This is a genomic window from Streptococcus oralis (genome assembly GCF_001579525.1).
Taxonomy (GTDB): domain Bacteria; phylum Bacillota; class Bacilli; order Lactobacillales; family Streptococcaceae; genus Streptococcus; species Streptococcus oralis_M.
Map to the genome: position 1 here is coordinate 407,624 of NZ_KQ970789.1, position 21,762 is coordinate 429,385.

At 41.5% G+C, this 21,762-nt stretch carries 19 protein-coding genes, 1 tRNA gene and 1 riboswitch; of the genes, 3 read left to right on the plus strand and 17 right to left on the minus strand.

Features of this window, described 5'->3' with window-relative positions; translation table 11 throughout:
- Positions 1 to 167 precede the first annotated feature (167 nt).
- From pheT to SORDD25_RS05505, 7 genes are all read right to left on the minus strand, one after another.
- On the minus strand, positions 168 to 2,573 hold the full coding sequence (pheT, locus tag SORDD25_RS05475) for a phenylalanine--tRNA ligase subunit beta (RefSeq protein ID WP_061852920.1): 2,406 nt from the start codon (positions 2,571 to 2,573) through the stop codon (positions 168 to 170).
- Positions 2,574 to 2,804: 231 nt separating this feature from the next.
- Positions 2,805 to 3,485 (minus strand): hypothetical protein, encoded by a 681-nt coding sequence (locus SORDD25_RS05480; protein WP_061852921.1) that lies wholly within the window; start codon positions 3,483 to 3,485, stop codon positions 2,805 to 2,807.
- Between the two features lie 23 nt (positions 3,486 to 3,508).
- The gene (pheS, locus tag SORDD25_RS05485; RefSeq protein WP_061852988.1) at positions 3,509 to 4,555 is read right to left on the minus strand and encodes a phenylalanine--tRNA ligase subunit alpha; all 1,047 of its coding nucleotides are present in this window, start codon (positions 4,553 to 4,555) and stop codon (positions 3,509 to 3,511) included.
- Positions 4,556 to 4,866: 311 nt separating this feature from the next.
- Positions 4,867 to 5,286 (minus strand): hypothetical protein, encoded by a 420-nt coding sequence (locus SORDD25_RS05490; RefSeq protein ID WP_061852922.1) that lies wholly within the window; start codon positions 5,284 to 5,286, stop codon positions 4,867 to 4,869.
- Positions 5,287 to 5,313: 27 nt separating this feature from the next.
- The gene (locus tag SORDD25_RS05495) at positions 5,314 to 5,964 is read right to left on the minus strand and encodes a phosphatase PAP2 family protein (RefSeq protein ID WP_061852923.1); all 651 of its coding nucleotides are present in this window, start codon (positions 5,962 to 5,964) and stop codon (positions 5,314 to 5,316) included.
- Positions 5,954 to 6,517 (minus strand): ECF transporter S component, encoded by a 564-nt coding sequence (locus SORDD25_RS05500; RefSeq protein ID WP_061852924.1) that lies wholly within the window; start codon positions 6,515 to 6,517, stop codon positions 5,954 to 5,956. Before SORDD25_RS05500 ends, SORDD25_RS05495 begins: the two co-directional genes overlap by 11 nt.
- A gap of 152 nt (positions 6,518 to 6,669) precedes the next feature.
- Positions 6,670 to 6,887: riboswitch (FMN riboswitch) on the minus strand.
- A 40-nt stretch (positions 6,888 to 6,927) separates the two neighbouring features.
- The gene (locus SORDD25_RS05505; protein WP_061852925.1) at positions 6,928 to 7,431 is read right to left on the minus strand and encodes a tRNA (cytidine(34)-2'-O)-methyltransferase; all 504 of its coding nucleotides are present in this window, start codon (positions 7,429 to 7,431) and stop codon (positions 6,928 to 6,930) included.
- A gap of 400 nt (positions 7,432 to 7,831) precedes the next feature.
- On the opposite strand from SORDD25_RS05505, the gene trkA reads away from it, so the two are divergent.
- Both trkA and SORDD25_RS05520 read left to right on the plus strand, forming a co-directional pair.
- Positions 7,832 to 9,181: a Trk system potassium transporter TrkA gene (gene trkA / locus SORDD25_RS05515; RefSeq protein WP_061852927.1), complete on the plus strand. Its 1,350-nt coding sequence runs from the start codon at positions 7,832 to 7,834 to the stop codon at positions 9,179 to 9,181.
- A 3-nt stretch (positions 9,182 to 9,184) separates the two neighbouring features.
- Positions 9,185 to 10,624, plus strand: a complete 1,440-nt coding sequence (locus SORDD25_RS05520) for a TrkH family potassium uptake protein (RefSeq protein WP_061852928.1) — start codon at positions 9,185 to 9,187, stop codon at positions 10,622 to 10,624.
- 88 nt (positions 10,625 to 10,712) lie between these two features.
- On the opposite strand, the gene SORDD25_RS05525 is transcribed toward SORDD25_RS05520, so the two are convergent.
- The 5 genes from SORDD25_RS05525 to SORDD25_RS05545 all read right to left on the minus strand — a co-directional run bounded on the left by SORDD25_RS05525 (position 10,713) and on the right by SORDD25_RS05545 (position 17,185).
- Positions 10,713 to 11,642: an ATP-binding cassette domain-containing protein gene (locus tag SORDD25_RS05525; RefSeq protein ID WP_001291306.1), complete on the minus strand. Its 930-nt coding sequence runs from the start codon at positions 11,640 to 11,642 to the stop codon at positions 10,713 to 10,715.
- Positions 11,643 to 11,652: 10 nt separating this feature from the next.
- Positions 11,653 to 12,720: an ABC transporter ATP-binding protein gene (locus tag SORDD25_RS05530; protein ID WP_061852929.1), complete on the minus strand. Its 1,068-nt coding sequence runs from the start codon at positions 12,718 to 12,720 to the stop codon at positions 11,653 to 11,655.
- An 8-nt stretch (positions 12,721 to 12,728) separates the two neighbouring features.
- Complete coding sequence (gene oppC / locus SORDD25_RS05535) at positions 12,729 to 13,655, minus strand: oligopeptide ABC transporter permease OppC (protein ID WP_000103692.1); 927 nt, start codon at positions 13,653 to 13,655, stop codon at positions 12,729 to 12,731.
- On the minus strand, positions 13,655 to 15,151 hold the full coding sequence (locus tag SORDD25_RS05540) for an ABC transporter permease (RefSeq protein ID WP_000759891.1): 1,497 nt from the start codon (positions 15,149 to 15,151) through the stop codon (positions 13,655 to 13,657). The genes oppC and SORDD25_RS05540 overlap by 1 nt, the downstream gene beginning before the upstream one ends.
- A gap of 66 nt (positions 15,152 to 15,217) precedes the next feature.
- Complete coding sequence (locus SORDD25_RS05545; RefSeq protein ID WP_061852930.1) at positions 15,218 to 17,185, minus strand: peptide ABC transporter substrate-binding protein; 1,968 nt, start codon at positions 17,183 to 17,185, stop codon at positions 15,218 to 15,220.
- A 305-nt stretch (positions 17,186 to 17,490) separates the two neighbouring features.
- On the opposite strand from SORDD25_RS05545, the gene SORDD25_RS05550 reads away from it, so the two are divergent.
- A tRNA-Cys gene (locus SORDD25_RS05550) sits at positions 17,491 to 17,561 on the plus strand.
- A 147-nt stretch (positions 17,562 to 17,708) separates the two neighbouring features.
- Here the strand turns inward: SORDD25_RS05550 and SORDD25_RS05555 are convergent.
- From SORDD25_RS05555 to SORDD25_RS09125, 5 genes are all read right to left on the minus strand, one after another.
- Positions 17,709 to 19,040 carry a hemolysin family protein gene (locus tag SORDD25_RS05555; protein WP_061852931.1) on the minus strand — a complete coding sequence of 444 codons (1,332 nt, stop codon included), beginning with the start codon at positions 19,038 to 19,040 and terminating at the stop codon, positions 17,709 to 17,711.
- Positions 19,041 to 19,175: 135 nt separating this feature from the next.
- Positions 19,176 to 20,000 (minus strand): DNA/RNA non-specific endonuclease, encoded by an 825-nt coding sequence (locus SORDD25_RS05560; RefSeq protein ID WP_061852932.1) that lies wholly within the window; start codon positions 19,998 to 20,000, stop codon positions 19,176 to 19,178.
- Between the two features lie 40 nt (positions 20,001 to 20,040).
- Positions 20,041 to 20,235, minus strand: coding sequence for a DNA-directed RNA polymerase subunit beta (locus tag SORDD25_RS05565; protein WP_061852933.1), 195 nt, complete (start codon positions 20,233 to 20,235; stop codon positions 20,041 to 20,043).
- Complete coding sequence (gene murA, locus SORDD25_RS05570; protein WP_061852934.1) at positions 20,222 to 21,505, minus strand: UDP-N-acetylglucosamine 1-carboxyvinyltransferase; 1,284 nt, start codon at positions 21,503 to 21,505, stop codon at positions 20,222 to 20,224. Before murA ends, SORDD25_RS05565 begins: the two co-directional genes overlap by 14 nt.
- A gap of 23 nt (positions 21,506 to 21,528) precedes the next feature.
- Positions 21,529 to 21,759 carry a DUF1146 family protein gene (locus SORDD25_RS09125; RefSeq protein ID WP_002892633.1) on the minus strand — a complete coding sequence of 77 codons (231 nt, stop codon included), beginning with the start codon at positions 21,757 to 21,759 and terminating at the stop codon, positions 21,529 to 21,531.
- Between the last annotated feature and the right edge of the window lie 3 nt (positions 21,760 to 21,762).

Sequence of the window (21,762 nt, forward strand, 5' to 3'; positions counted from 1 at the left end):
AATTTATAGTAAATAATTTCGTCTCTAAGGATTTTAAGTGCTTCAGTGATAGTTTTAGTATAACCCATTAAAGACTATCCGGGAGAATTTTTCCTCAACTGTCGCTTTTTATTCCTGAACGAGCATTTTAAGAAGAAAAAATCCACCCCGAAGGATGGATTGATGAGTTAACGTACTTCCGCATTCACTTTTTCTTCGAGTGATGCTTGGATTTTTTCCATGTAACGTGCTACTTCTTCGTCCGTCAAGCTATCTTCTGGATTTTGGAAGGTTAGGCTATAGGCCATTGACTTCATACCAAGTCCCAGTTTTTCACCTGAGAAGACGTCGAAGAGTTTGATATCTGTCAAACGTTTCACACCTGCAGCTTGAATTGCGTCTACAACTTCTTGATGGCTAATTTCTGCCTTGAGAAGAAGGGCAATATCACGGCTAACTGCTGGGAATTTGGTGATTTCCACAAATGGAGTAGCCGGTTGGAGGGCAGCTTCGATGGCTGAAAGGTTGAGTTCCGCTACATACGTTTCTGGAATATCATAAGCCTTGGCAGTGACTGGATGTACTTGCCCAAGGAAACCAAGAACTTGGTCACCGAGTGATATCACGGCTGTACGTCCTGGATGAAGGCTAGCGATTTCAGATGTTGCTGTATAAGTTACTTGGAGTCCCAAACGAGCAAAGAGGGCTTCAAGGATTCCCTTAGCATAGAAGAAATCAACTGGAACTGCCGCAGTTTGGAAGTCTTTTTCTGCAACTAAGCCTGTCAAAGCAAGGGCAAAGCTGTTGATCTCGTTTGGTAGGTCTTCTTTGGGATTGCCTGTTTGTTCAAAAACTTTTCCAATCTCATAAAGAGCCAAGTTTTTGTTCTTACGAGCCACGTTGTAGGCTACCGTATCCAAAATACCTGAGATCATATTTTGACGGAGAACGGAGCGATCCACAGTCATTGGCCACATGAGTTCTGTAAGGTTACTTGGTTGAGCTGTAAACTCAACTGCTTTCTCAGGAGTAGTCAGAGCGTAGGTGATGATTTCTGTCAATCCAGCACCTTCAGCGATAGTACGAACTTGACGGCGCAATTTTTGTGTCGCAGTCAATTCACCAGCTGTACCGTCATCTTTTGGAAGACTGGTTGGCAAACGGTCATATCCATAAATACGAGCTATTTCTTCAAAGAGGTCTGCTTCGATAGTGATATCCCAACGACGACGTGGGACGCTGACAGTGAAGGCTTCCGCATTTCCAGAAAGCCCAAAGCCAAGACGACGGAAAACGTCTTCTACATCTGCGTATGAAAGCTCTGTACCAAGGACACGGTTAACGTCTGCAAGGGTTGAAGAAACTTCTACATCAGAGGTATCAAGTTCACCAGCCGATACGATGCCCTTACGCACTGTCGCACCAGCTAATTCAGAAATCATACTAGCTGCCGCATCAAGGGCTTCATTGACTGTTGCCACGTTGATTCCCTTTTCAAAGCGCGAAGATGATTCAGAGCGTAGGTTGAGGCGACCACTGGTCTTACGGATAGATTTGCCATTGAAAACAGCAGCTTCAAGGACAACGCGACTAGAATTTTCAGAGATTTCTGTTGCTTGACCGCCCATAACACCTGCAAGGGCTACTGGTTTGTCTGCGACAGTGATGACTAAGTCATTTGTTTCCAAGTCACGTTCTTCACCGTCCAAGGTAACCAATTTTTCACCAGCACGCGCTTCACGCACACGGATGTCAGTCCCTTCAAAGGTATTCAAGTCAAAGGCATGCATAGGTTGACCAAAGTAAAGCAAGATATAGTTGGTCACGTCGACTACGTTATTGATAGGACGAATCCCTTCGTTCATAAGGAGGTTTTGCAACCATTGTGGACTTGGTGCGATGGTCACATTGTCCAAGATACGGGCAGCATAGTAAGGCGCCTTGTCTGTCTCAATGCCTACAGAAAGAGCATCTGCTGCAGCTTGGTCTGTTTCTGTTAAACTGAATTTTTTAAAGTTGACTGCCTTGTCATAGATAGCTGCTACTTCGTGCGCTACTCCACGCATAGAAAGAGCGTCTGCACGGTTTGGCGTGATAGAAAGTTCGATGATTTCGTCATCCAAGTCTAGATATGAGAAGACTTCCTCACCTGGTACTGCATCTTCTGGCAAGATTTGAATACCATCTGCAAATTCCTTTGGTACAACTGAGTCAGAAATTCCCAATTCACCAAGGGAACAGATCATTCCAAGTGATTCTAAACCACGGATTTTCCCTTTTTTGATTTTGTAGTTGTCAGCGATACGAGCTCCTGGAAGTGCCACCATAACCTTGATACCAGCACGCACATTCGGGGCACCACAAACGATCTGACGCGCTTCTTCTTCGCCAACGTTAACCTGACAAACATGAAGGTGAGTTTCTGGCACATCTTCGCAGGACAAGACCTCACCGACGACAATTTTTGAGAGACCAGCAGCAGGTGATTCGACACCTTCGACCTCGATCCCTGTAGTTGACATTTTTTCAGCCAACTCTTGTGATGGCACATCAATGTCCACCAATTCTTTTAACCATTTATAACTAACTAACATATGTAAGATACCAAGGGCTAAGCAGAAATCTAGATATCTTTCCTAGATTTCCATCCACCCTCGTTTTGATCCTTTCATTTTGTGTTTTCCAGCTCGAGGCTGGCTAAGGTAGAGCTTTTATCTCTTACCATCTCTATAGAATAGAAGTTTTTAGCCATAACTCTATGAACATACCTTTTCTATGAAGTTACATTTTATAAATAAAATGTAACTTCTATACTAAAAAATATTTCATTTAATGCTCATAAGATTGATATTTATTTTTTCACAACCACCTTGAATTAATTTTTTTAAATTTTGATAACCAGGATGATAAACAGCATAAAAACTAAGTTCAATATTTAAATCTGAGTTTTCTGAAACTTCTTCAATTAATTCTTCTATAAAAAAAATAAAATCTTTACGCTTACTCTTCGACAAAGCACCACAAACAAATATATTTAACTTATCTTCTTCTGAATCCTTAGACAGTATTTCTAATTGTTCAATCAATTTTTTATATGATTGTTTTCGATAGTCCTTATTATTATCATCTTTTATTCCGGAAATCAAATTTTCCATTACAGATTCAACAACATAAGGAAATAAATCAGTTACATATGAACCATACAGATTTCTCCAAAATGTTTCTGATTTCATAGTTAGAAATCTTAAATGACGATCATTTATATTAGAATGATGAAATGAAGAAAAATTACTATCAGGTGAATGTTCTCTTTTAGCTGAGGGATTTACCATAAGAATAATATTTGAAGGATTTATAAAATCCTTTTGATTATTCCTTATAGCTTCCTCAAAGGAAATATCGTCAGAAGTTGCTATATCATCATTTTTAGATTCTTTATAAATAGCGAATGAAGAAATATCACCAAACTCATCTAAAAGTTTTTTATAGTTCTGATCTGAAATCATAATATATCCTCATGTTTGGTTTATTATTTAAACTGTTCTGAGAAACGGACATCTCCTTGGTAGAATCCACGGATATCGTTGATTCCGTAACGGAGCATAGCTACACGTTCTTGTCCAAGACCAAAGGCAAAACCAGAGTAAACTGTCGCATCGATACCACTCATTTCAAGGACACGTGGATGAACCATACCGGCACCCATAATCTCGATCCAACCTGTTTTCTTACATACGTTACAGCCTTCTCCACCACACTTGAAGCAGGAAACATCCACTTCAACAGATGGCTCTGTGAATGGGAAGTAAGATGGACGCAGACGGATCTGACGCTCTTCACCAAACATTTTTTGCACAATCAACTGAAGCGTTCCTTGAAGGTCAGCCATAGAGATATTTTTCCCAACAACCAAGCCTTCGATTTGGTGGAATTGATGACTGTGGGTCGCATCGTCCGTGTCACGACGGAAAACGCGTCCTGGTGAGATCATCTTCAAAGGACCTTTTGAAAAATCATGGGCATCCATGGCACGCGCCTGAACTGGAGACGTATGAGTACGGAGCAAGATTTCTTCAGTGATATAGAAAGTGTCCTGCATATCGCGAGCTGGATGGTCTTTTGGAAGATTCATCCGCTCAAAGTTGTAGTAGTCTTTTTCAACTTCAAAGCCATCCACGACTTGGTAACCCATCCCGATGAAAATATCTTCGATTTCTTCACTGGTTTGTGTGAGAACGTGACGGTGACCAGTCGCAACTGGACGACCTGGAAGAGTCACATCGATGCTCTCACTTGCTAGTTGAGCTGCGACTTTCTTTTCTTCCAAGAGCTTAGCTGTTTCTTCAAAGGCTGCTGTCAAGACATCACGAGCTTCATTGACGTGTTTCCCGATAACAGGACGCATTTCTGCAGAAACGTCTTTCATCCCTTTCAGGATTTCAGTAAGGGAACCTTTTTTCCCAAGGACAGAGACACGCAAGTCTTGCATCTCTTTTTCATTTTCAGCAGTAATCTGCTTCAAGCTAGCCAGCGTTTCTTCGCGAAGCGCTTTTAATTGTTCTTCAATAGTTGACATAATTCCTCCATCAGTCTCTCGTAGATAAAAAGAAAACCACATGCCAAAAACTCCACTCGGAGCGTTGACACGCGGTACCATCCGTTTTCATCTGACAAGTCAGACCTTCATTTCTAAATCCATGCGCAAGTGAATTCACCCAGCTTTCATATAGAGAGCTTGCAGTCACGGCTCTCCTCCCTGATATACTTCCCTTGAGTTACTAGTCTTGCGGATTCCTATTCAATTACTACTTAGTTTATCAGATTTTTAGTTAAAAAACAAGTTAGATTAGACTAATTTCAGTATAAAAAGGAACAAAACACAATGCATTACCTATTTGTAGGATCTGTTTCATCTGCTTTTCTTTTCAATAAAAGAGTTGCTGCTTTATTAAAACCATCACACCAGTTATACCATTTTGCTTCATACTCATCTTGAGATACGATATGATTTTTTAAATCCAGAACAGAGTAAATCTTTCTTTCCTCACAAGCTTGCGCATAGAGATGATATAGTTCATCGCCACCATCTCTATCCCACTCAGCAGAAATCGTATCCCTACCTGCCAATAAAGCCTGATAAGCCCTGTGATGCCCGTCTGTAATCAACAAGCAGTCTCCGAACGCAAGAATTCTGATTGGAGCAACATTGCTCATTTCTTCCGGCTGATAAAGTATCTGGATGCCTGCTAGTTTCTTTTCTGATAAGTATAGTTGAGTCGGATGGAGATCTTTTATATTGACTTTCATTTCTTTCTCCTCAAGGAAATTTGATACTTACTTCTGTATTCCTTTAAATCGCCATTGGAAGCGAAGCTTGTCATAGAAGGGAAACTCGATAAACAGGACTCCCAAACCCACACAGAAACTAGCAAGAACATCAGATGGATAGTGAACCCCCAGATAGACTCTTGATACCAGCACACTGACTAGGTAGAGACCTAGCACGATTTGTACGATTTTTCTCCAGACTGGATCTTTAATTCGTTGACTGAGGATGACAATCAGAGTGCCTACCATCAGCGTCACTGCCAGAGAATGGCCGCTTGGGAAGGAAAATCCTTTCTCCTCTACCAGATGTAAGATAGCTGGTCGTGGACGCTGGTAGATGTTTTTAAAGGTCACGATCAAAAGACCGGCTAAGGCTAGATTGCCCGCCATGAAGTAGCTTTCTATCTTCCACTGCTTACGATAAAAGATAAAGGCTGCGATGGCAACCCAGGTGATGATTACTGGGATATCAATCAAATGCGTAAGCGCACGGAACAGAACTGTCAAATAATCTGGCAAGTCCCCACGAAGAGCAGTCTGAATAGGTTGATCAAAACCGACCAGCGTTTCAGGATAGAACTTAACCATATAGCCAAGAAGGACGAAAAGTAAAAGGGCAAAACTGCCCTTCATTAAAAATGTTTGTTTATCTCTCATAATGTTTTAAGGTTGGTTTCAAGAGGACGTATAACAACCAGAATGAAATGGCAAAGATTACACCCTCAATCAAGTTAAAAGGTAAGACCATGGTCATGAGGTAGTTGGAAAGTCCCATAATTTTTCCAATGTCAAAGTTGGCAAACTGCGCGTACAAAGGAACAGCATAGATATAGTTGAGAACCAACATAGCCGCAGTCAAGCCGACAGTTCCCGCTAGAGATGCTAGTAGAAAACGAAGGGTGCTGCGTTCCTTTTTCCAAATCAAACCAAAAGCGATAACAAAAACTCCCAAGGCTACGATATTCATTGGCAAGCCAATGTAAGTATTCACTCCCTGGCTATTCAGAAGCAACTTCAAGAGTGAGCGCATCAAGAGAATTCCTAGAGCAGCTGGCAAATCCATCACCACCAAGCCTACAAGGACTGGCAAGATACTAAACTCGATCTTGAGGAAGGTTGCCGCTGGCAAGAGCGGAAAGTCAAAGTACATCAGCACAAATGAAATGGCTGATAAAATCGCAATGGTCGAAATTCGACGTGTGTTTGTCATAACAGGTTCCTCCAATTTTCTATAAAATCAGAAGAAGTTGGAAAGGATCCCTTTATCTATTCTCACTTTTATATCCCAAAAGTTCCCTCTCACTCTTTTGAGCAAGCGGTTGCAATTCATCTATAAACTCATCAGAACAGACAAAGCTATTCTTTCGTCTTCTCCCATCCAGACTATACTGTCGGTTGTGGAATCGCACCACATCAGCTTGCGCTCGCGGACTTCTTTAACTAAGATATTTTGGATTAATCTAGGCGTCGCAGTCGAAGATAATACTTGAGTATATCGAGACAAGACAACGAAGAGTAAGCCAGAATAGCTAGTTAAAGTCACCGCCGGTCGGGAATCTCACCCCGCCCTGAAGACCCCTTTATCATAACAAAAAACGCTTGCAAGTGCAAGCATTTTGATTATTTCAATTTATCTGCTTCATAGGTGTGAACAAGCTCAAGATCTGCAAAATTCTGCTGACGAAGAGCCTCATATACAATCATGCAGACGGTATTCGAAACATTGAGACTGCGGACATGTTCATCGTTCATAGGAATGCGGAGTGCTTTCTCAGGATGTTCTCGCATAAAGTCCTCAGGCAAGCCCTTGTCTTCACGTCCAAAGAGAAAATAATGGTCCTCGTCCGTCGATAAATCTGCTTCAGAATAGACCTTTTCCGCAAATTTTGAAATCAGATAGAATTTGCCCTTCATTCGAGACATGAAATCTTCCAAACTGTCATAAAAATAAATCTCTAACTTATCCCAGTAGTCCAAACCAGCCCGCTTCATCTTGCGATCATCAATAGGAAATCCCATCGGTTTGATGATGTGAAGGGGAGAATTGGTCGCAGCGCAAGTACGCGCAATGTTACCTGTGTTTTGTGGAATCTGAGGTTCAAATAATACAATGTGATTTGTCATGACTGGCTTCCTTTTATCATTGCAAAAAAATAGCCACACTGCCCGGAGTCAAGCTCAGCAAACAGCGTGGTTAAGGCATCGTTAACTTACCTCACAACAGGTTTGAAGTAAATCAGCGAAACTACTTTTTTAGTATAACACTTTCAGAATCATTGTCAATAGAAATGACTTGATTTTTTTACTTTTTTTGATGATATTTTCATGTTTGCTCATTCCCTTTCTGAAAAGGGATAGTAAGAGAGTAATATCACTCCAAATCGGAGACATCGTTATAGAAATTAAGCAAATGTATCTTCAAAACGTGAAAAAGGCCTTTCTTCCCTTAAAAATCGCCTTAGCAAGTGCATTTTTTGCTAAAAAAGGGTATGATAGTTACATCATGAAAAAGTAGGTTTTTTATATGAAAATTGTCCTTGTTGGTGGAGGGAAAGTTGGTTTCGCCCTCTGTCGTTCACTGGTTGCAGAAAACCATGACGTTGTCCTCATCGAACAAGATGAGGCTGTCCTCAATCACATTGTCAGTCGCTATGATATCATAGGTCTCCTTGGAAATGGTGCTGACTTTGCCATCTTGGAGCAAGCCAGTGTTCAAGAGTGCGATATCTTTATTGCTCTAACCGAACACGATGAAGTGAATATGATTTCAGCGGTACTTGCTAAAAAAATGGGGGCTAAAGAAACCATCGTTCGGGTGCGAAATCCTGAATACTCCAATGCCTATTTTAAAGAGAAAAACATTCTTGGATTTTCACTTATTGTTAATCCAGAGCTCCTAGCAGCGCGTGCGATCTCAAATATCATTGATTTCCCTAATGCCCTCTCTGTCGAACGATTTGCTGGAGGCCGGGTCAGTCTCATGGAGTTTGTTGTCAAGGATTCTAGTGGTCTTTGTCAAATGCCAATCTCAGACTTCCGTAAAAAATTTGGTAATGTTATCGTCTGTGCTATGGAGAGAGATCATCAACTGATGATTCCAAGCGGTGATGTTATTATCCAAGACAAGGATAGGATTTTTGTTACGGGAAATCGTGTAGATATGATGCTTTTCCATAACTATTTTAAATCTCGTGCAGTGAAAAGCTTACTTATCGTTGGAGCTGGAAAGATCGCTTATTATCTGCTTGGCATTTTAAAAGACAGTCGCATTGATACCAAGGTCATCGAGATCAATCCTGAAAGAGCTCGTTTCTTCAGCGAAAAGTTCCCCAATCTCTATATTGTCCAAGGAGATGGAACTGCAAAAGACATTTTACTGGAAGAAAGTGCTCCCCACTATGATGCAGTCGCAACCTTGACTGGGGTTGATGAGGAAAATATCATCACCTCTATGTTTCTTGACCGTGTTGGCGTCCATAAGAATATCACCAAGGTCAACCGAACAAGCCTTCTAGAGATTATCCACGCGCCTGATTTTTCGAGTATCATCACACCAAAAAGCATCGCAGTGGATACCATTATGCACTTTATCCGTGGTCGAGTAAACGCTCAGTATTCAGACCTTCAAGCCATGCACCATCTTGCAAACGGCCAGATTGAAACCCTACAATTCCATATCAAGGAAGCTAATAAAATGACTGCCAAGCCTCTTTCTCATCTGAAATTGAAGAAGGGTATTCTCATCGCAGCCATTATTCGAAAAGGAAAAACAATCTTCCCGACCGGAGAGGATACGCTGGAGGTCGGAGACCAATTACTGGTAACCACCCTGCTACCAAACATCACCAAGATTTATGATTTGATTGAGAGGTAAAAAATGAATAAAAGTATGATTCGTTACCTCCTCTCCAAACTTCTCTTAATCGAGGCTGTTCTCCTACTAGTTCCTGTCAGCGTAGCGACCTATTACCGAGAGTCCAGCCAAGTATTTACAGCTCTTTTTACTACGATTGGAATTTTAGTTCTTCTCGGTGGGGTGGGAATCCTACGAAAACCAAAAAATCAACGGATTTATGCCAAGGAGGGTGTCTTAATCGTTGCCCTCTGTTGGATACTCTGGTCTTTCTTTGGTGGCTTACCCTTTGTCTTTTCAGGACAAATTCCCAGCATCATCGATGCATTTTTCGAGATCAGCTCTGGTTTTACAACGACTGGTGCTACTATCCTAACAGATGTTTCCGTTCTCAGTCGTTCCCTCCTCTTCTGGCGAAGTTTCACCCACTTGATCGGAGGGATGGGGGTGCTTGTTTTCGCACTTGCTATTATGGACAATGCTAAGAATAGTCACTTAGAGGTGATGAAAGCAGAGGTCCCTGGTCCTGTCTTTGGTAAGGTTGTATCCAAACTGAAAAATACTGCCCAGATCCTCTATCTCCTTTACCTCGGGCTCTTCTCCCTCTTTGTTGTCATCTACTATCTAGCAGGTATGCCCTTGTTTGATAGCTTTGTTATCGCTATGGGGACAGCAGGAACGGGGGGATTCACCGTCTACAATGATGGAATCGCCCACTACGGCAGTTCCCTGATTACCTATCTTGTCAGTTTTGGCGTTCTGGTTTTCGGTGTCAATTTTAACCTCTATTACTTTCTCATGCTCCGTCGGGTCAAGGCCTTCTTTGGAGATGAGGAACTGCGGGCTTATGTCATTATTGTTCTGGTGTCTACCGGTTTGATCACCCTCAACACCCTCCACCTTTACCAAGGTGTCTCTAAGAGTTTTGAGATGGCTCTCTTCCAAGTATCCAATATCATTACGACAACGGGATTTGGTTACGGAGATATTACCAACTGGCCCCTTTTCTCCCAGTTTATCCTCCTCTTCCTCATGGCAATCGGTGGCTCAGCTGGGTCAACAGCAGGTGGTCTCAAAATTATCCGTGGACTGATCCTCACAAAAATTGCTAAAAATCAAATTTTGTCCATCTTATCTCCTCACCGTGTCTTGACTCTCCATGTCAATAGAACGGTGATTGATAAGGATACCCAACACAAGATTCTCAAGTATTTTGTGATTTATGCTATGATTTTATTGTCACTCATCTTTATCATCAGCCTAGACAGCAATGATTTTCTAGTCGTGACCAGTGCGGTCTTGAGCTGTTTTAACAATATCGGACCAATTCTAGGTACAACATCGAGCTTTGCCATCTTCAGCCCCATCTCTAAAATCCTGCTCTCTTTTGCAATGATAGCGGGTCGCTTAGAGATCTACCCAATTTTGCTACTCTTTATGAAACGTACCTGGTCTAAACGTTAATTACAATACAATCCCCCTTTTACAAGCAAGTAAAAGGGGATTTTTTCTATTAAAAATGAGAAGACCTTTTGGTCCTCTCCGAATCTAATTATTTTTTAAGAGCTTCTTTGTAACGAGCAAGTTCTGCTTGATTTGCCCAAACATAGTGACCTGGACGAATTTCTACCATAGATGGCTTGTCTGTCTCATAGTCATGTTGATCAGGATCGTAAACTTTCAAGACCTTCTTGCGTTCCAAGATTGGATCTGGAATCGGTACCGCAGATAGAAGCGCCTGAGTATATGGGTGGACAGGATTGTTAAACAACTCCTCTGTCTCCGCCACTTCGACGATAACTCCCTTATAGATAACCGCGATACGATCTGAGATAAAGCGAACAACTGACAAGTCATGCGCGATAAAGAGATAGGTCAAGCCCAACTCTTTTTGGAACTTCTTGAGCAAGTTCAAGACTTGCGCACGCACTGATACGTCCAAGGCTGAAATTGGCTCATCCGCAATAACGAAATCAGGTTCCATCACAAGAGCACGGGCAATCCCGATACGCTGACGTTGACCACCAGAAAACTCGTGTGGATAACGGGTCAAGTGTTCTTTCAAAAGTCCTACTTCATGAATCATCTTTTGAACTTTTTCTTTTCGATCTTCTTCATCTTTGAACAGATGGTAGTTGTAAAGACCTTCAGAGATGATATAGTCAACTGTCGCACGCTCATTCAAGCTCGCTGCAGGGTCCTGGAAAATCATCTGGATGCGACGAATCAAGTCTGATGATTCCTTATGAGATTTTTTCCCATTAATCTTATGACCATCAAAGATGATCTCACCTTTACTGGTATTATTTAGACCAATAATGGCACGACCAATGGTTGTTTTCCCACTACCAGACTCACCTACAAGAGAGAAGGTTTCTCCCTTATTGATAAAGAAGTTGGCGTTTTTAACCGCGACAAACTTCTTACTTCCTTCACCGAAGGAAATTTCTAAATCTTTAATTTCTACTAATTTTTCAGACATTTCCTTCCTCCTAGTCTTCTAGATGAGCAAAGCCCATTTTATCACGAATCTTGTCATGCAAGTCTGCAATGACTCCAGGTTTTTCAACTTTAGGAGCATTCTCATGAAGCAACCAAGTCTTAGCCCAGTGGGTATCAGTGACTGAAAACTTAGGTGCCTTCTCTTCAAAATCAATTTGCATCGCATAATCTGAACGAAGGGCAAAGGCATCACCTTTCAACTCAGTATAAAGAGACGGTGGTGTTCCTGGGATAGAGTACAATTCCCCTTTATCATCAGCAAGCTGTGGCAAGCTAGACAAGAGACTCCAAGTATATGGATGACGTGGATCATAGAAGACTTCCTCAACAGTACCGTATTCTACAATTTCACCAGCATACATAACCGCTACCTTATCGGCAATACTTGCTACCACACCAAGGTCATGGGTGATAAAGATAATAGTAAAGTGGTACTCATTTTGCAAGGTTTTAAGCAAATCAATGATTTGCGCTTGAATGGTTACGTCAAGGGCCGTTGTTGGCTCGTCACAGATCAAGATATCTGGACGACAGGCAAGGGCAATCGCAATAACGATACGTTGGCGCATCCCTCCAGAATATTGGAAAGGATACTCTTCAAAACGTTTTTCAGCATCTGGGATTCCGACCTTGTTCATATAGTCGATTGCCATCTCTTTGGCTTCCTTAGCTGTTTTCCCTTGGTGTTTAACGATAACTTCAGTGATTTGGCTACCGATTGTATTGATTGGGTCCAAACTTGTCATGGGGTCTTGGAAGATGGTCGCAATTTTAGCACCACGAATCTTCTCCCATTCCTTGTTAGAAGTAAGGGCGGTCAAGTCTTGTCCACGATAGTCGATGCTTCCTTGGGCAATACGTCCATTGTCTTCTAACATTCCTGTAAAGGTTTTTGTCAAAACAGATTTACCAGAACCAGACTCACCTACCAAGGCAAGAACTTCTCCTTCAATCAGGTCCAGAGAAACTCCTCGGATAGCCGTCAGAACTTTGTCACGAACGTCAAATTCCACGACAATATCACGAGCAGTCAAAATTACATTACTTTCTTTTGTCATGTCTACTCCTATCTATGTGTACGTGGATCACTAGCATCCGCTAGGTTTTGACCAACAACGAAAAGAGATAGGGATACCAAGATCAAGGTTGTCAATGGAATCCAGAACAAGTAAGCGTTGGTCGTAACGTTTTGTGAGTAATCTGAGATCAAACGTCCCAAACTTGGCACTGTTACAGGCAATCCCAATCCAAAGAAGGAAAGGAAGGCTTCATAAGAGATGAAGCTTGGCAACATCAAGGTCATTGTAGAAACAATAACAGATACCAATTGCGGCATGATGTTTTTAACAATGATTTTAAAGGTTGGTGTTCCAAGTGTTTGAGAAGCAAGGTTGTATTCCAAGTCACGGTAACGCATGATTTGGATACGAATCATATAAGCAATCCCAATCCAAGTTGTCACACTCATGGCAAAAATCAGATTCCAGAAACCAGCACCGATTGAGTAAGTCAAGACAATGACAATCAAGAGAGATGGAATGTTTGAAATAATGTTATAAACTTCCATCATGACGCGGTCAACGGATTTTGAAATCCCCCAAATTCCACCAACAATAACCCCGATCACAAGGTTGATAAAAGTGGCAATTACAGAGATAAGAATTGAATTACGCGCACCAAACCAAACCCCATCAAACAAGGATTTACCATTGCTATCTGTACCAAACCAATGTTCAGCATTGGGTTTGATAAAACGAGCAGAGAAGTCATTAACCTTACTTACATCGTTGAAGTCAAAATCTGAGAACATTGGGTAAATAAAGCTCATCAAGATAATGGCAACCAAAATTCCTAACATAAAGACGGTTGATTTTTTCTTTAGAAATTGTCTAAATACAGAACCCCAGTATGAATAGGCAGGAGCATCAATTGTTTCAGAGGCAAAATCGTCACGTTTTACGAACTGAAATTTTTCTTTATCGATTGTTGACATTATTTGCCTCCTTTCTCTGTCAATTTAATACGTGGGTCAAGCATGGTCATCCAGATATCTCCTACAAAGAGTGAGAAGATAGAAATACATGTAAAGATAAAGACGAGACCAACTACCATTGAGTTGTTTGATGCCTTAACAGAGTCAATCAACATTTTACCCATACCTGGGAAAGCAAAGACCGTTTCTGTCAATGTTGCACCACCAATAACTCCGATTACGGCACCAGGAATACCTGAAACCAAAGGAACCATGGCATTTTTGAAGATGTGTTTATTTGAAATTTCTTTTTCAGACAAACCTTTGGCACGAGCAAAACGAACAAAGTCCTGGGATTGCAAGTCGATCATGTAACGACGAATCCAGATAGCTGTACTTGGCGCACCCAACAAACCTAGAATAACTGCTGGCAAGACATAAGAACGCCAATCTCCTGCACCCAAGATAGGGAATGAGTCAGGCAGACCAATTGATGAGCCAATCAAACGCACGATGTAAACCAAGGCAATCGTTGGAAGAGCAAGCAAGAAGGTTAGAGCACCTGTCGAGAAGCTATCAATCCAAGTATTCTTGTGGCGAGCCATAGCAGATCCAAGAGGAATAGCAATCGCATACGAAATAATCAAACCAATCAAACCAGCAACCGCTGAGCTTGCAATCATTGATGGATATTGATAATTGCTTTCTGTAGCTGTATATGGATCGTCCTTACCATAGTTGGCTACCTCACGCGCGTCTGCTTGACTTGGAGATTTGTAGGTACGAGAGTAAATATCTACAGATGAAGTCTTTTTACCTGTAGGGAATTGAACTTCTGATGTTTTAGTTTGTCCCTGACCTTGTGTGATAACTTGAAGCACTGGTGTGTTTGCATAAGTTGGGTAAGAATCACCCAAGTTAATGTTCACAAAGTTTTGGTGTACAAATGGGAATTGATTGTTGAAATACAAAAGGTATTTATGTTTTGTACCTGAACCAACCAATGACCAACCGATAGCAGGGTCATTTTCAAAACGAAGATAACGTTGCAAGTTTGGATTTTCAGGGTCTTGAATCTTGTTTGGATGATCAATATCAATCAAGTTCGCATAGAATTTGAAAACACGTTCAAAAATCGGAATTTCACGCGTTGCATAGAATTGACCACTTTCTGAGAACACACCGAGTGTCCAACCATTTCCTAGTTGGTTGATGTATTTTTCGTAGATTGCCTTATTGGTATCATTGGCATCCACTGTTACAGATGAGTCCATTGTGCTCGCTCTTTCTTGCAACTCTTTGGTATCGTAGTACTCGATATAGCCCATCCGTTCATAAACGGTATTTTCATAATTATCCCGCTTGTCCGGTGTCGTTGCAATCTTGTTATAGTTGGTATCCTGCTTGAAAATCAGTTTTCGAGGAACCATCGTATAGATAATTGTGTAGGTCAAAGTCGTCACCAAGAAAATAGACAACAATGAACGCAATACACGCATAAAAATATATTTCTTCATATCGTTTCCTTTTAAAATCCCAAAAGAACCTTCTCCTCATGGAGAGAAAGTTCTCTTGAGAGTTATTTATTTAACGTGGTTAGCCAATTCTTTTTGAACTTTTTCGTTTGATTCTTTCTTCTCTTTCAACCATTTCTCACGAGCTTGATCATACTCTGTCTTAGTAACTACTTTGTCTTGAATTTCAACCGTTTTGAAGTAGACATTACCAGCCTTATTTCCAGACTGAGCATACGGTTCTGAGAAAGGAACAATGCGTGAGATAAATGGAGCTGCACCGTTATTCACCATTATTGGCATAAAGAGAGAACTATCTGTCAACCATGCTTGTGCTGCTGCGTATTTCTCATAACGAGTATTTAAGTCAGTTGTTTCAGCATTTGCCTCATCTACAAGTTTATCATATTCTTTAAGACCAACCTGTGCTGCTGCTGGACTATCTGGATTGTCATATCCCATGTAAGTCTTAGTATGTTCACTATCTGTCGTTTTGAGAATATCTAGGTAAGTAGATGGATCTTCATAGTCAGGTCCCCAAGCAACTGCTGTTGAAAGATCCCAATCCTCTGCTGTTGCACTCGCTGCATAGTATGTGATATTGAGAAGCTCATCGGTAGTCATTTGTTGGATATCAACAACGACATTTTCAGAACCCAGCACTGTCTCAACTGACTGTTTGAGAGATTGTACTCGGGCAACTGATGATTTAGCGGTTTGGTCGACTGGAACGTCCAAATGGATAGGGAATTGTACACCTTGGGCTTGAAGTACTTCTTTAGCTTTAGCAAATTCAGCCTTGGCTTTATCAGCGTTGAAAAGTCCATCCTGACTATCTGCGAAGTTTACATTTTTCCACTCATCGCCATAAGTAGCTATTTTTTCAGTCACTAAGTCGCCAAAGGTCTTTTCTCCCGCCGTAACGAAGTCTGGTTTAACAAAAAGGTTACGAACAGCTAGGGCCGCCCCCTCTTCACCATTTACCTGAGCTGAGAACGCCTTACGGTCTATAGCAAAGTTAATCGCCTGACGGAAATCCTTGTTTAGAAGAGCTTTTTTAGTTGATTCTTTTTGCTCGTCTGTTGTCTTAGACGTATGATTGTAACTCTGACGATCGATATTGACACCAGCTCCAGCAATAGTAGAACCTGGTTGAGTGTAGAAAATGTTGTCTTTATAGCTTTCTTCTACTTTAGAATAGTTGGAACTTGTAGGGTATAAGCGCGCTTGGTTATAAGAACCGTCTGTAAAGTTACGTTCTAGGGACTCTTGATCTGATCCATCAAAGTAAGCCAACTTGATTCCATCAATTTTAACATTCTCTTTATCCCAGTAATTTTCGTTTTTAGCTAGTTCGATAGATGACTTAGCTGTCAATGATTTAAGAACAAATGGACCGTTATAAAGGATTGAAGTTGGATCTGTAGGTTTTGCCCAATCACTTCCCTTAGACTTCATAAACTCCTCATTAACTGGCCACAAAATAGAGTAAACCGTTTTAGAGTTCCAATATGGTTCCGGGCGCGTCAAGGTGTATTCAAGAGTATGGTCATCAACTGCTTTAACCCCAACATTTGAAAAGTCTGTATTTGCTCCTGTAATATAGTCGCTCAACCCTTTGATAGAGTCTTGGATAAGATAAAGCGCCTCTGACTGAGCATCCGCAGCATGCTTAACCCCTGCAACAAAGTCCTTAGCAGTTACCGGTGCATATTCTTCACCATCAGATGTATACCATTTCGCTCCTTCACGGATTTTATAAGTATACGTCAAGCCGTCTTGAGACACAGTCCAGCTTTCTGCCATACCTGGAACAAGGTTGCCGTATTTGTCATTGGTCAGCAAACCATCGACACCATTTGTAGTTGCAACAACTGTACTATTCTTCCCAGATACAATATAATCTAATGTTTCTGGGTCTGCTTGATAGACATAGTTATATGTTTTAGGTGCTGAGTTAGTTGATGAACCACACGCCACTAAAAAACCTGCTGCAAGAAGGCTCACACCTACTGTTAATACTCTGCCTTTTTTCATGTATGTACTCCTATTAAAAATTTTAGATTTACTGTCAATTATAACATATGTTATCTAAAAAGTAAACGAATTTTCAGAATATTTAGGCGCAAGTTCACAAAAAACTTTTATTTGTCGAATTTCCCTATTCTTTGTTTCATTTTATTAAAGTGTAAATAAAATTTATAACTCAAAAAATTTTGATTTGTTTTATAAGACTCCCTCTTTTTCTTTGCTTTTATTCGAACTTACTTTCTTAAATTTCAATTTTCAAAAAAGAAACTGTTGACGTTTGACAATTTTCACGGTATAATAATAAACGTTGTGGCGGTATAGCCAAGTGGTAAGGCACGGCTCTGCAAAAGCTTGATCGTCGGTTCAAATCCGTCTACCGCCTTTCAGTATCTGAATTAACAGGAATTATCCAGATGAAAAGCCCGTAAAATCGGGCTTTTTTATTTTTTCTTCAGATAAATACGAGTAACTTCGAAAAACTTTTGGGGCGAATTTGGGGAAATATAAAGCAGTGACTCAAGTCACTGCTTTATTCTGTTTCTTCTTCAGGTTCTAGTTCTGTGATTTGAACTTTTACCTTGGTAACACGTCCATTTTTCACCTTATCATTGGTCAGGACGATTTGCTTGTTTTGACTGATCAGTTCATAACTGATTTTTTCAGTTGTTGGAATCGTACCAACACCCGTCAAATAGTAACCAGCGATGGTATCCACATCATCGCTTTCTAGTTCGACACCAAAGTAGTCATTGAAGTCGTTAAGATTCATGGTTCCCTGTGCAATATAGGTGTCCTCACCGATTTGATGGACTTCGATTTCTGCCCTATCTGTCTCATCATCGATCTCACCGACAATTTCTTCTAAGAGGTCTTCCAGAGTTACCAAACCAGCCATACCACCGTATTCGTCTAGTAAGATGGCCATTTGATTTTGGGTATTTCGAAGCTCTTTAAGGAGGTCGTCCACAAAGATGGTCTCAGGCACAAATAGTGGTGTTTGGAGGATTCGTTTCCAGACAATATTTTCAAAGCCATCTGCATAGGCGGCGTTTAGCAAACGCTTGGTATGAATCAAACCAATCACATTGTCCTTATCCCCATCGTAAACAGGGATACGTGAGAAATTTTGCTTTAGAATACTTTGGATAATCGTTTGACTGTCATCCTGAATATCTACCATAAAGGCATCTGTACGAGGTACCATTAGCTCACGAGCCATTAGTTCATCTAGAGAAAAGATTCCCTGTAGCATTTCAATCTCATCTGCATCCAGTGTTTCTTCACTATTGGTGAGCATGTACTCTATTTCATCACGTGTCATCTTTTCATCAGCATCATCAAAGGTCATTGGCGTCACACGACTCAACAAATTAGTTGAAGCCGACAGAAGCCAAACAAAGGGGCTGACAATTTTCCCCAAGCCAATAATGACTGGTGCGGTTCGGATGGCCAAGGTATCTTTCAGATTTAGAGCGATTCTCTTGGGATAGAGTTCCCCAAAAACAATAGAAATGTAGGTCAAAAACGCTAAAGATAGAAAACTTGCAATAGCGTAAGCTGTTTCACTATTTCCTATCCAAGATGCAATTTCGCGTCCTAGCGTTTCTGCTAAACTAGCCCCTGACAAGATCGTGATCAAGGTGATACCGACTTGAATCGTTGATAAAAAGTGGTTAGGATTTTCAAGTACCTTTAACAAACGAATGTAACGTTTGTCTCCCTCTTCTGCCTTTTGCTCCACTCGGGAACGGTTTAGTGACACCATCGCCATTTCAGTGGCTGAGAAAAAAGCATTTAACAGGGTCAAGATAAATAACAATACAAATTGTAACAACAAATTCTGACTGCTCGGGTCTTCCATAGTCCTTCTCCTAAAATAGTATCTTGTGTTCCATTATATCATAAAATCCCTCAGGATTCACATTATTTTTCATTTAAAGAACAACTCCCCTGCCTCTAGAAGACAAAGGAGCTGTTTTTATAGTATCTATTGTTTCTAATCCGTCACTGTTACTTGCCCTGTTCGGTAATCAAGCTGGATTCCTTTTTGAACATTGGGGATTAGGACATTGAATTCCAATTCGCCATCTGAAGACTTGGCTTCGATTTGTGAAGCGGATGGAACTAAATCCTCATTTGTCGCATAGTGGAGTGTCACCCGATAACGGACCCTCTTATTTTGGTCCAAGGCTTTTCTGACTAGACTCTCATAGAAGTTCTGACCTGTCGAATCCTCAGCCTGCGCTTGGTTTGCCCAAGCTGTCTGGACTGCAATGTTCTTGGGATTGCTGGTAGAGGCATCAAAACCATCCAAACCACCTATCAAGGCATAGCCCAGCAGGTGTCCTCTATCAACTGCATGTGTGTAGGTTCCCTTTAGATTCTTGACCTGATGCCATCCTGGTGGCGTCCAGGAGGTGGATCCGTTGCCAGTCTCTTCACGATTTTTATACTGACGAGTCGCTTTGGATAAGATGGCATTGGCAACAGTTGGGACTGTTTCTTTTCCCACTGTCTTTGTCTTATTATCCGCATAGGGTTTGCTAGAAACCTTGGCATCTAGATTGGTTTTATTGCCATTGACAATGAAGGCCCCTGCTCCATTCCACTCGAGCCCCCCCTTGATTTGGTTTTTGAGCGACTCGGTTAAGACACTTTCAGCTAGCTCCTGACTGGGAGCTTCTGAAGCTTGTTTTTTCTGACTAACCTTTGTTCTAGGGGAGTTTGGCGCTGTCTGCATCTGCTTGATATAGTAGCTTCCAGCAGCCAAGAGTAAGAATAGAAGTAACCCTATCAGAGCTTGTCTTGTTTTTTTGTCCATTTTTCTCCTTATTTCTTTAGAAAAAGACTGGTCTCCCAGTCTAATTTCCTGTAAATTTACTAATCAATTCTTGCCATTTCGCTGGAGATAAAATCGCCCATGGATCCTGTCCCTTTCCTAGAATCCCGTAGCCAATCATCAAGCCGATTCCTAAAGCAAGGAGTCCCAGCAAGAGTACGATAATAATCAACAGTAAGCGACGGAGTACATAACGTATATTTTTATTCTTCTTCATCATTTGCCTCAATCCGCTGAATCTTCGCTCCTAGCTGAGCTAACTTCTCATGGAAGCGGTAGTAACCTCTGTCAAGGTGGACTAATTTACCAACAACTGTTTCTCCTTGCGCCACCAGACCTGTCAAAATCAAAGCAGCACTAGCGCGAAGGTCCGTTGAAAGAACTTCTGCCCCCTGTAAAGCCTGTCCCCCAACAATACGAGCCGTGTCACGGATAATCTCTGAATGCAAGCCCATACGGCGCATTTCCTCCAAGTGTTGGAAACGATTCTCAAATACCGTTTCTACCATGGTGGATTCCCCTTTTGCAACAGTCATTAAGGCTGTAAATTGAGCCTGCATATCTGTCGGGAATCCTGGATGTGGCAAGGTTTTTACATGAACAGCTTTAAGATTTTCCAGTTGAGAACGGACACGAATGCCTTCCGACTCCTCTGTTACATCTACTCCCATTTCAAGGAGTTTGGCAATCAAGGGACGATTATGCTCCCAGACTGCATCTCGAATGAGGACATCACCGCCAGTCATGGCTGCCGCCACCATAAAGGTTCCAGCTTCGATACGGTCCTGTACCACATTATGAGTTGTTCCATGGAGTTCCTCAACACCAGTCACTGTAATTGTTTCAGTACCAGCTCCCTTGACCTTGGCCCCCATTTCATTAAGAAGGATAGCAAGGTCAACAATTTCCGGCTCACGCGCAGCATTTTCAATAACAGTCACACCATCAGCTAACGTCGCTGCCATCATCAGGTTTTGTGTCGCGCCAACACTAGGGAAGTCCATATAGATATGAGCGCCATGCAAGCGTTCTGCCTTGGCTTCGATGTAACCAGCTGTCTGGCTAATCTTAGCTCCCATAGCTTCCAAGCCCTTGAGGTGGAGATCGATTGGGCGACTCCCAATGGTACAGCCACCTGGCATGGATACCTTGGCATGGCCTACACGAGCAAGGATTGGTCCCAAGACAACGATCGATGCACGCATCTTGCTGACATACTTGTAAGGAGCTTCCTCCGTGATGTCACCAGTCGCATCGACTTCGACAAGATGAGCTTCCTCATCAAAGTCCACCTTGGCATTCAGACCTCGAACCACTTGATTCATGGTAAAAACATCTGACAAGATTGGGACGTTCTGCAAGACTGTCTTACCCTTGCTTGCTAGAATAGTCGCTGCCAACAAGGGCAAGACGGCATTCTTTGCTCCCTCGATGGTCACACTCCCGACCAGACGATTATCCCCGCCTTGAACCACAATTTTTTCCATAGCTGTTTCCTTTACTTTTGATTTTATAATAGTCCTCTAAGCGCTTCTTGCCACAGTTGGTATAAACTGATAAAGAATGAACTCAAGATGTAGCCCATCACAATACTAAAGAAGCCTACCAACAAACGAACCTTTTTTGTGTTAGTAGCGGTCACTTTTAAAACCTTTTCCCATCTCACAAGATCCTTCAAAAGGTAAAAACTCAAATAAATAAAGAGTATATGACTACTTAGAGTGAATAATAATTGAACCATTTG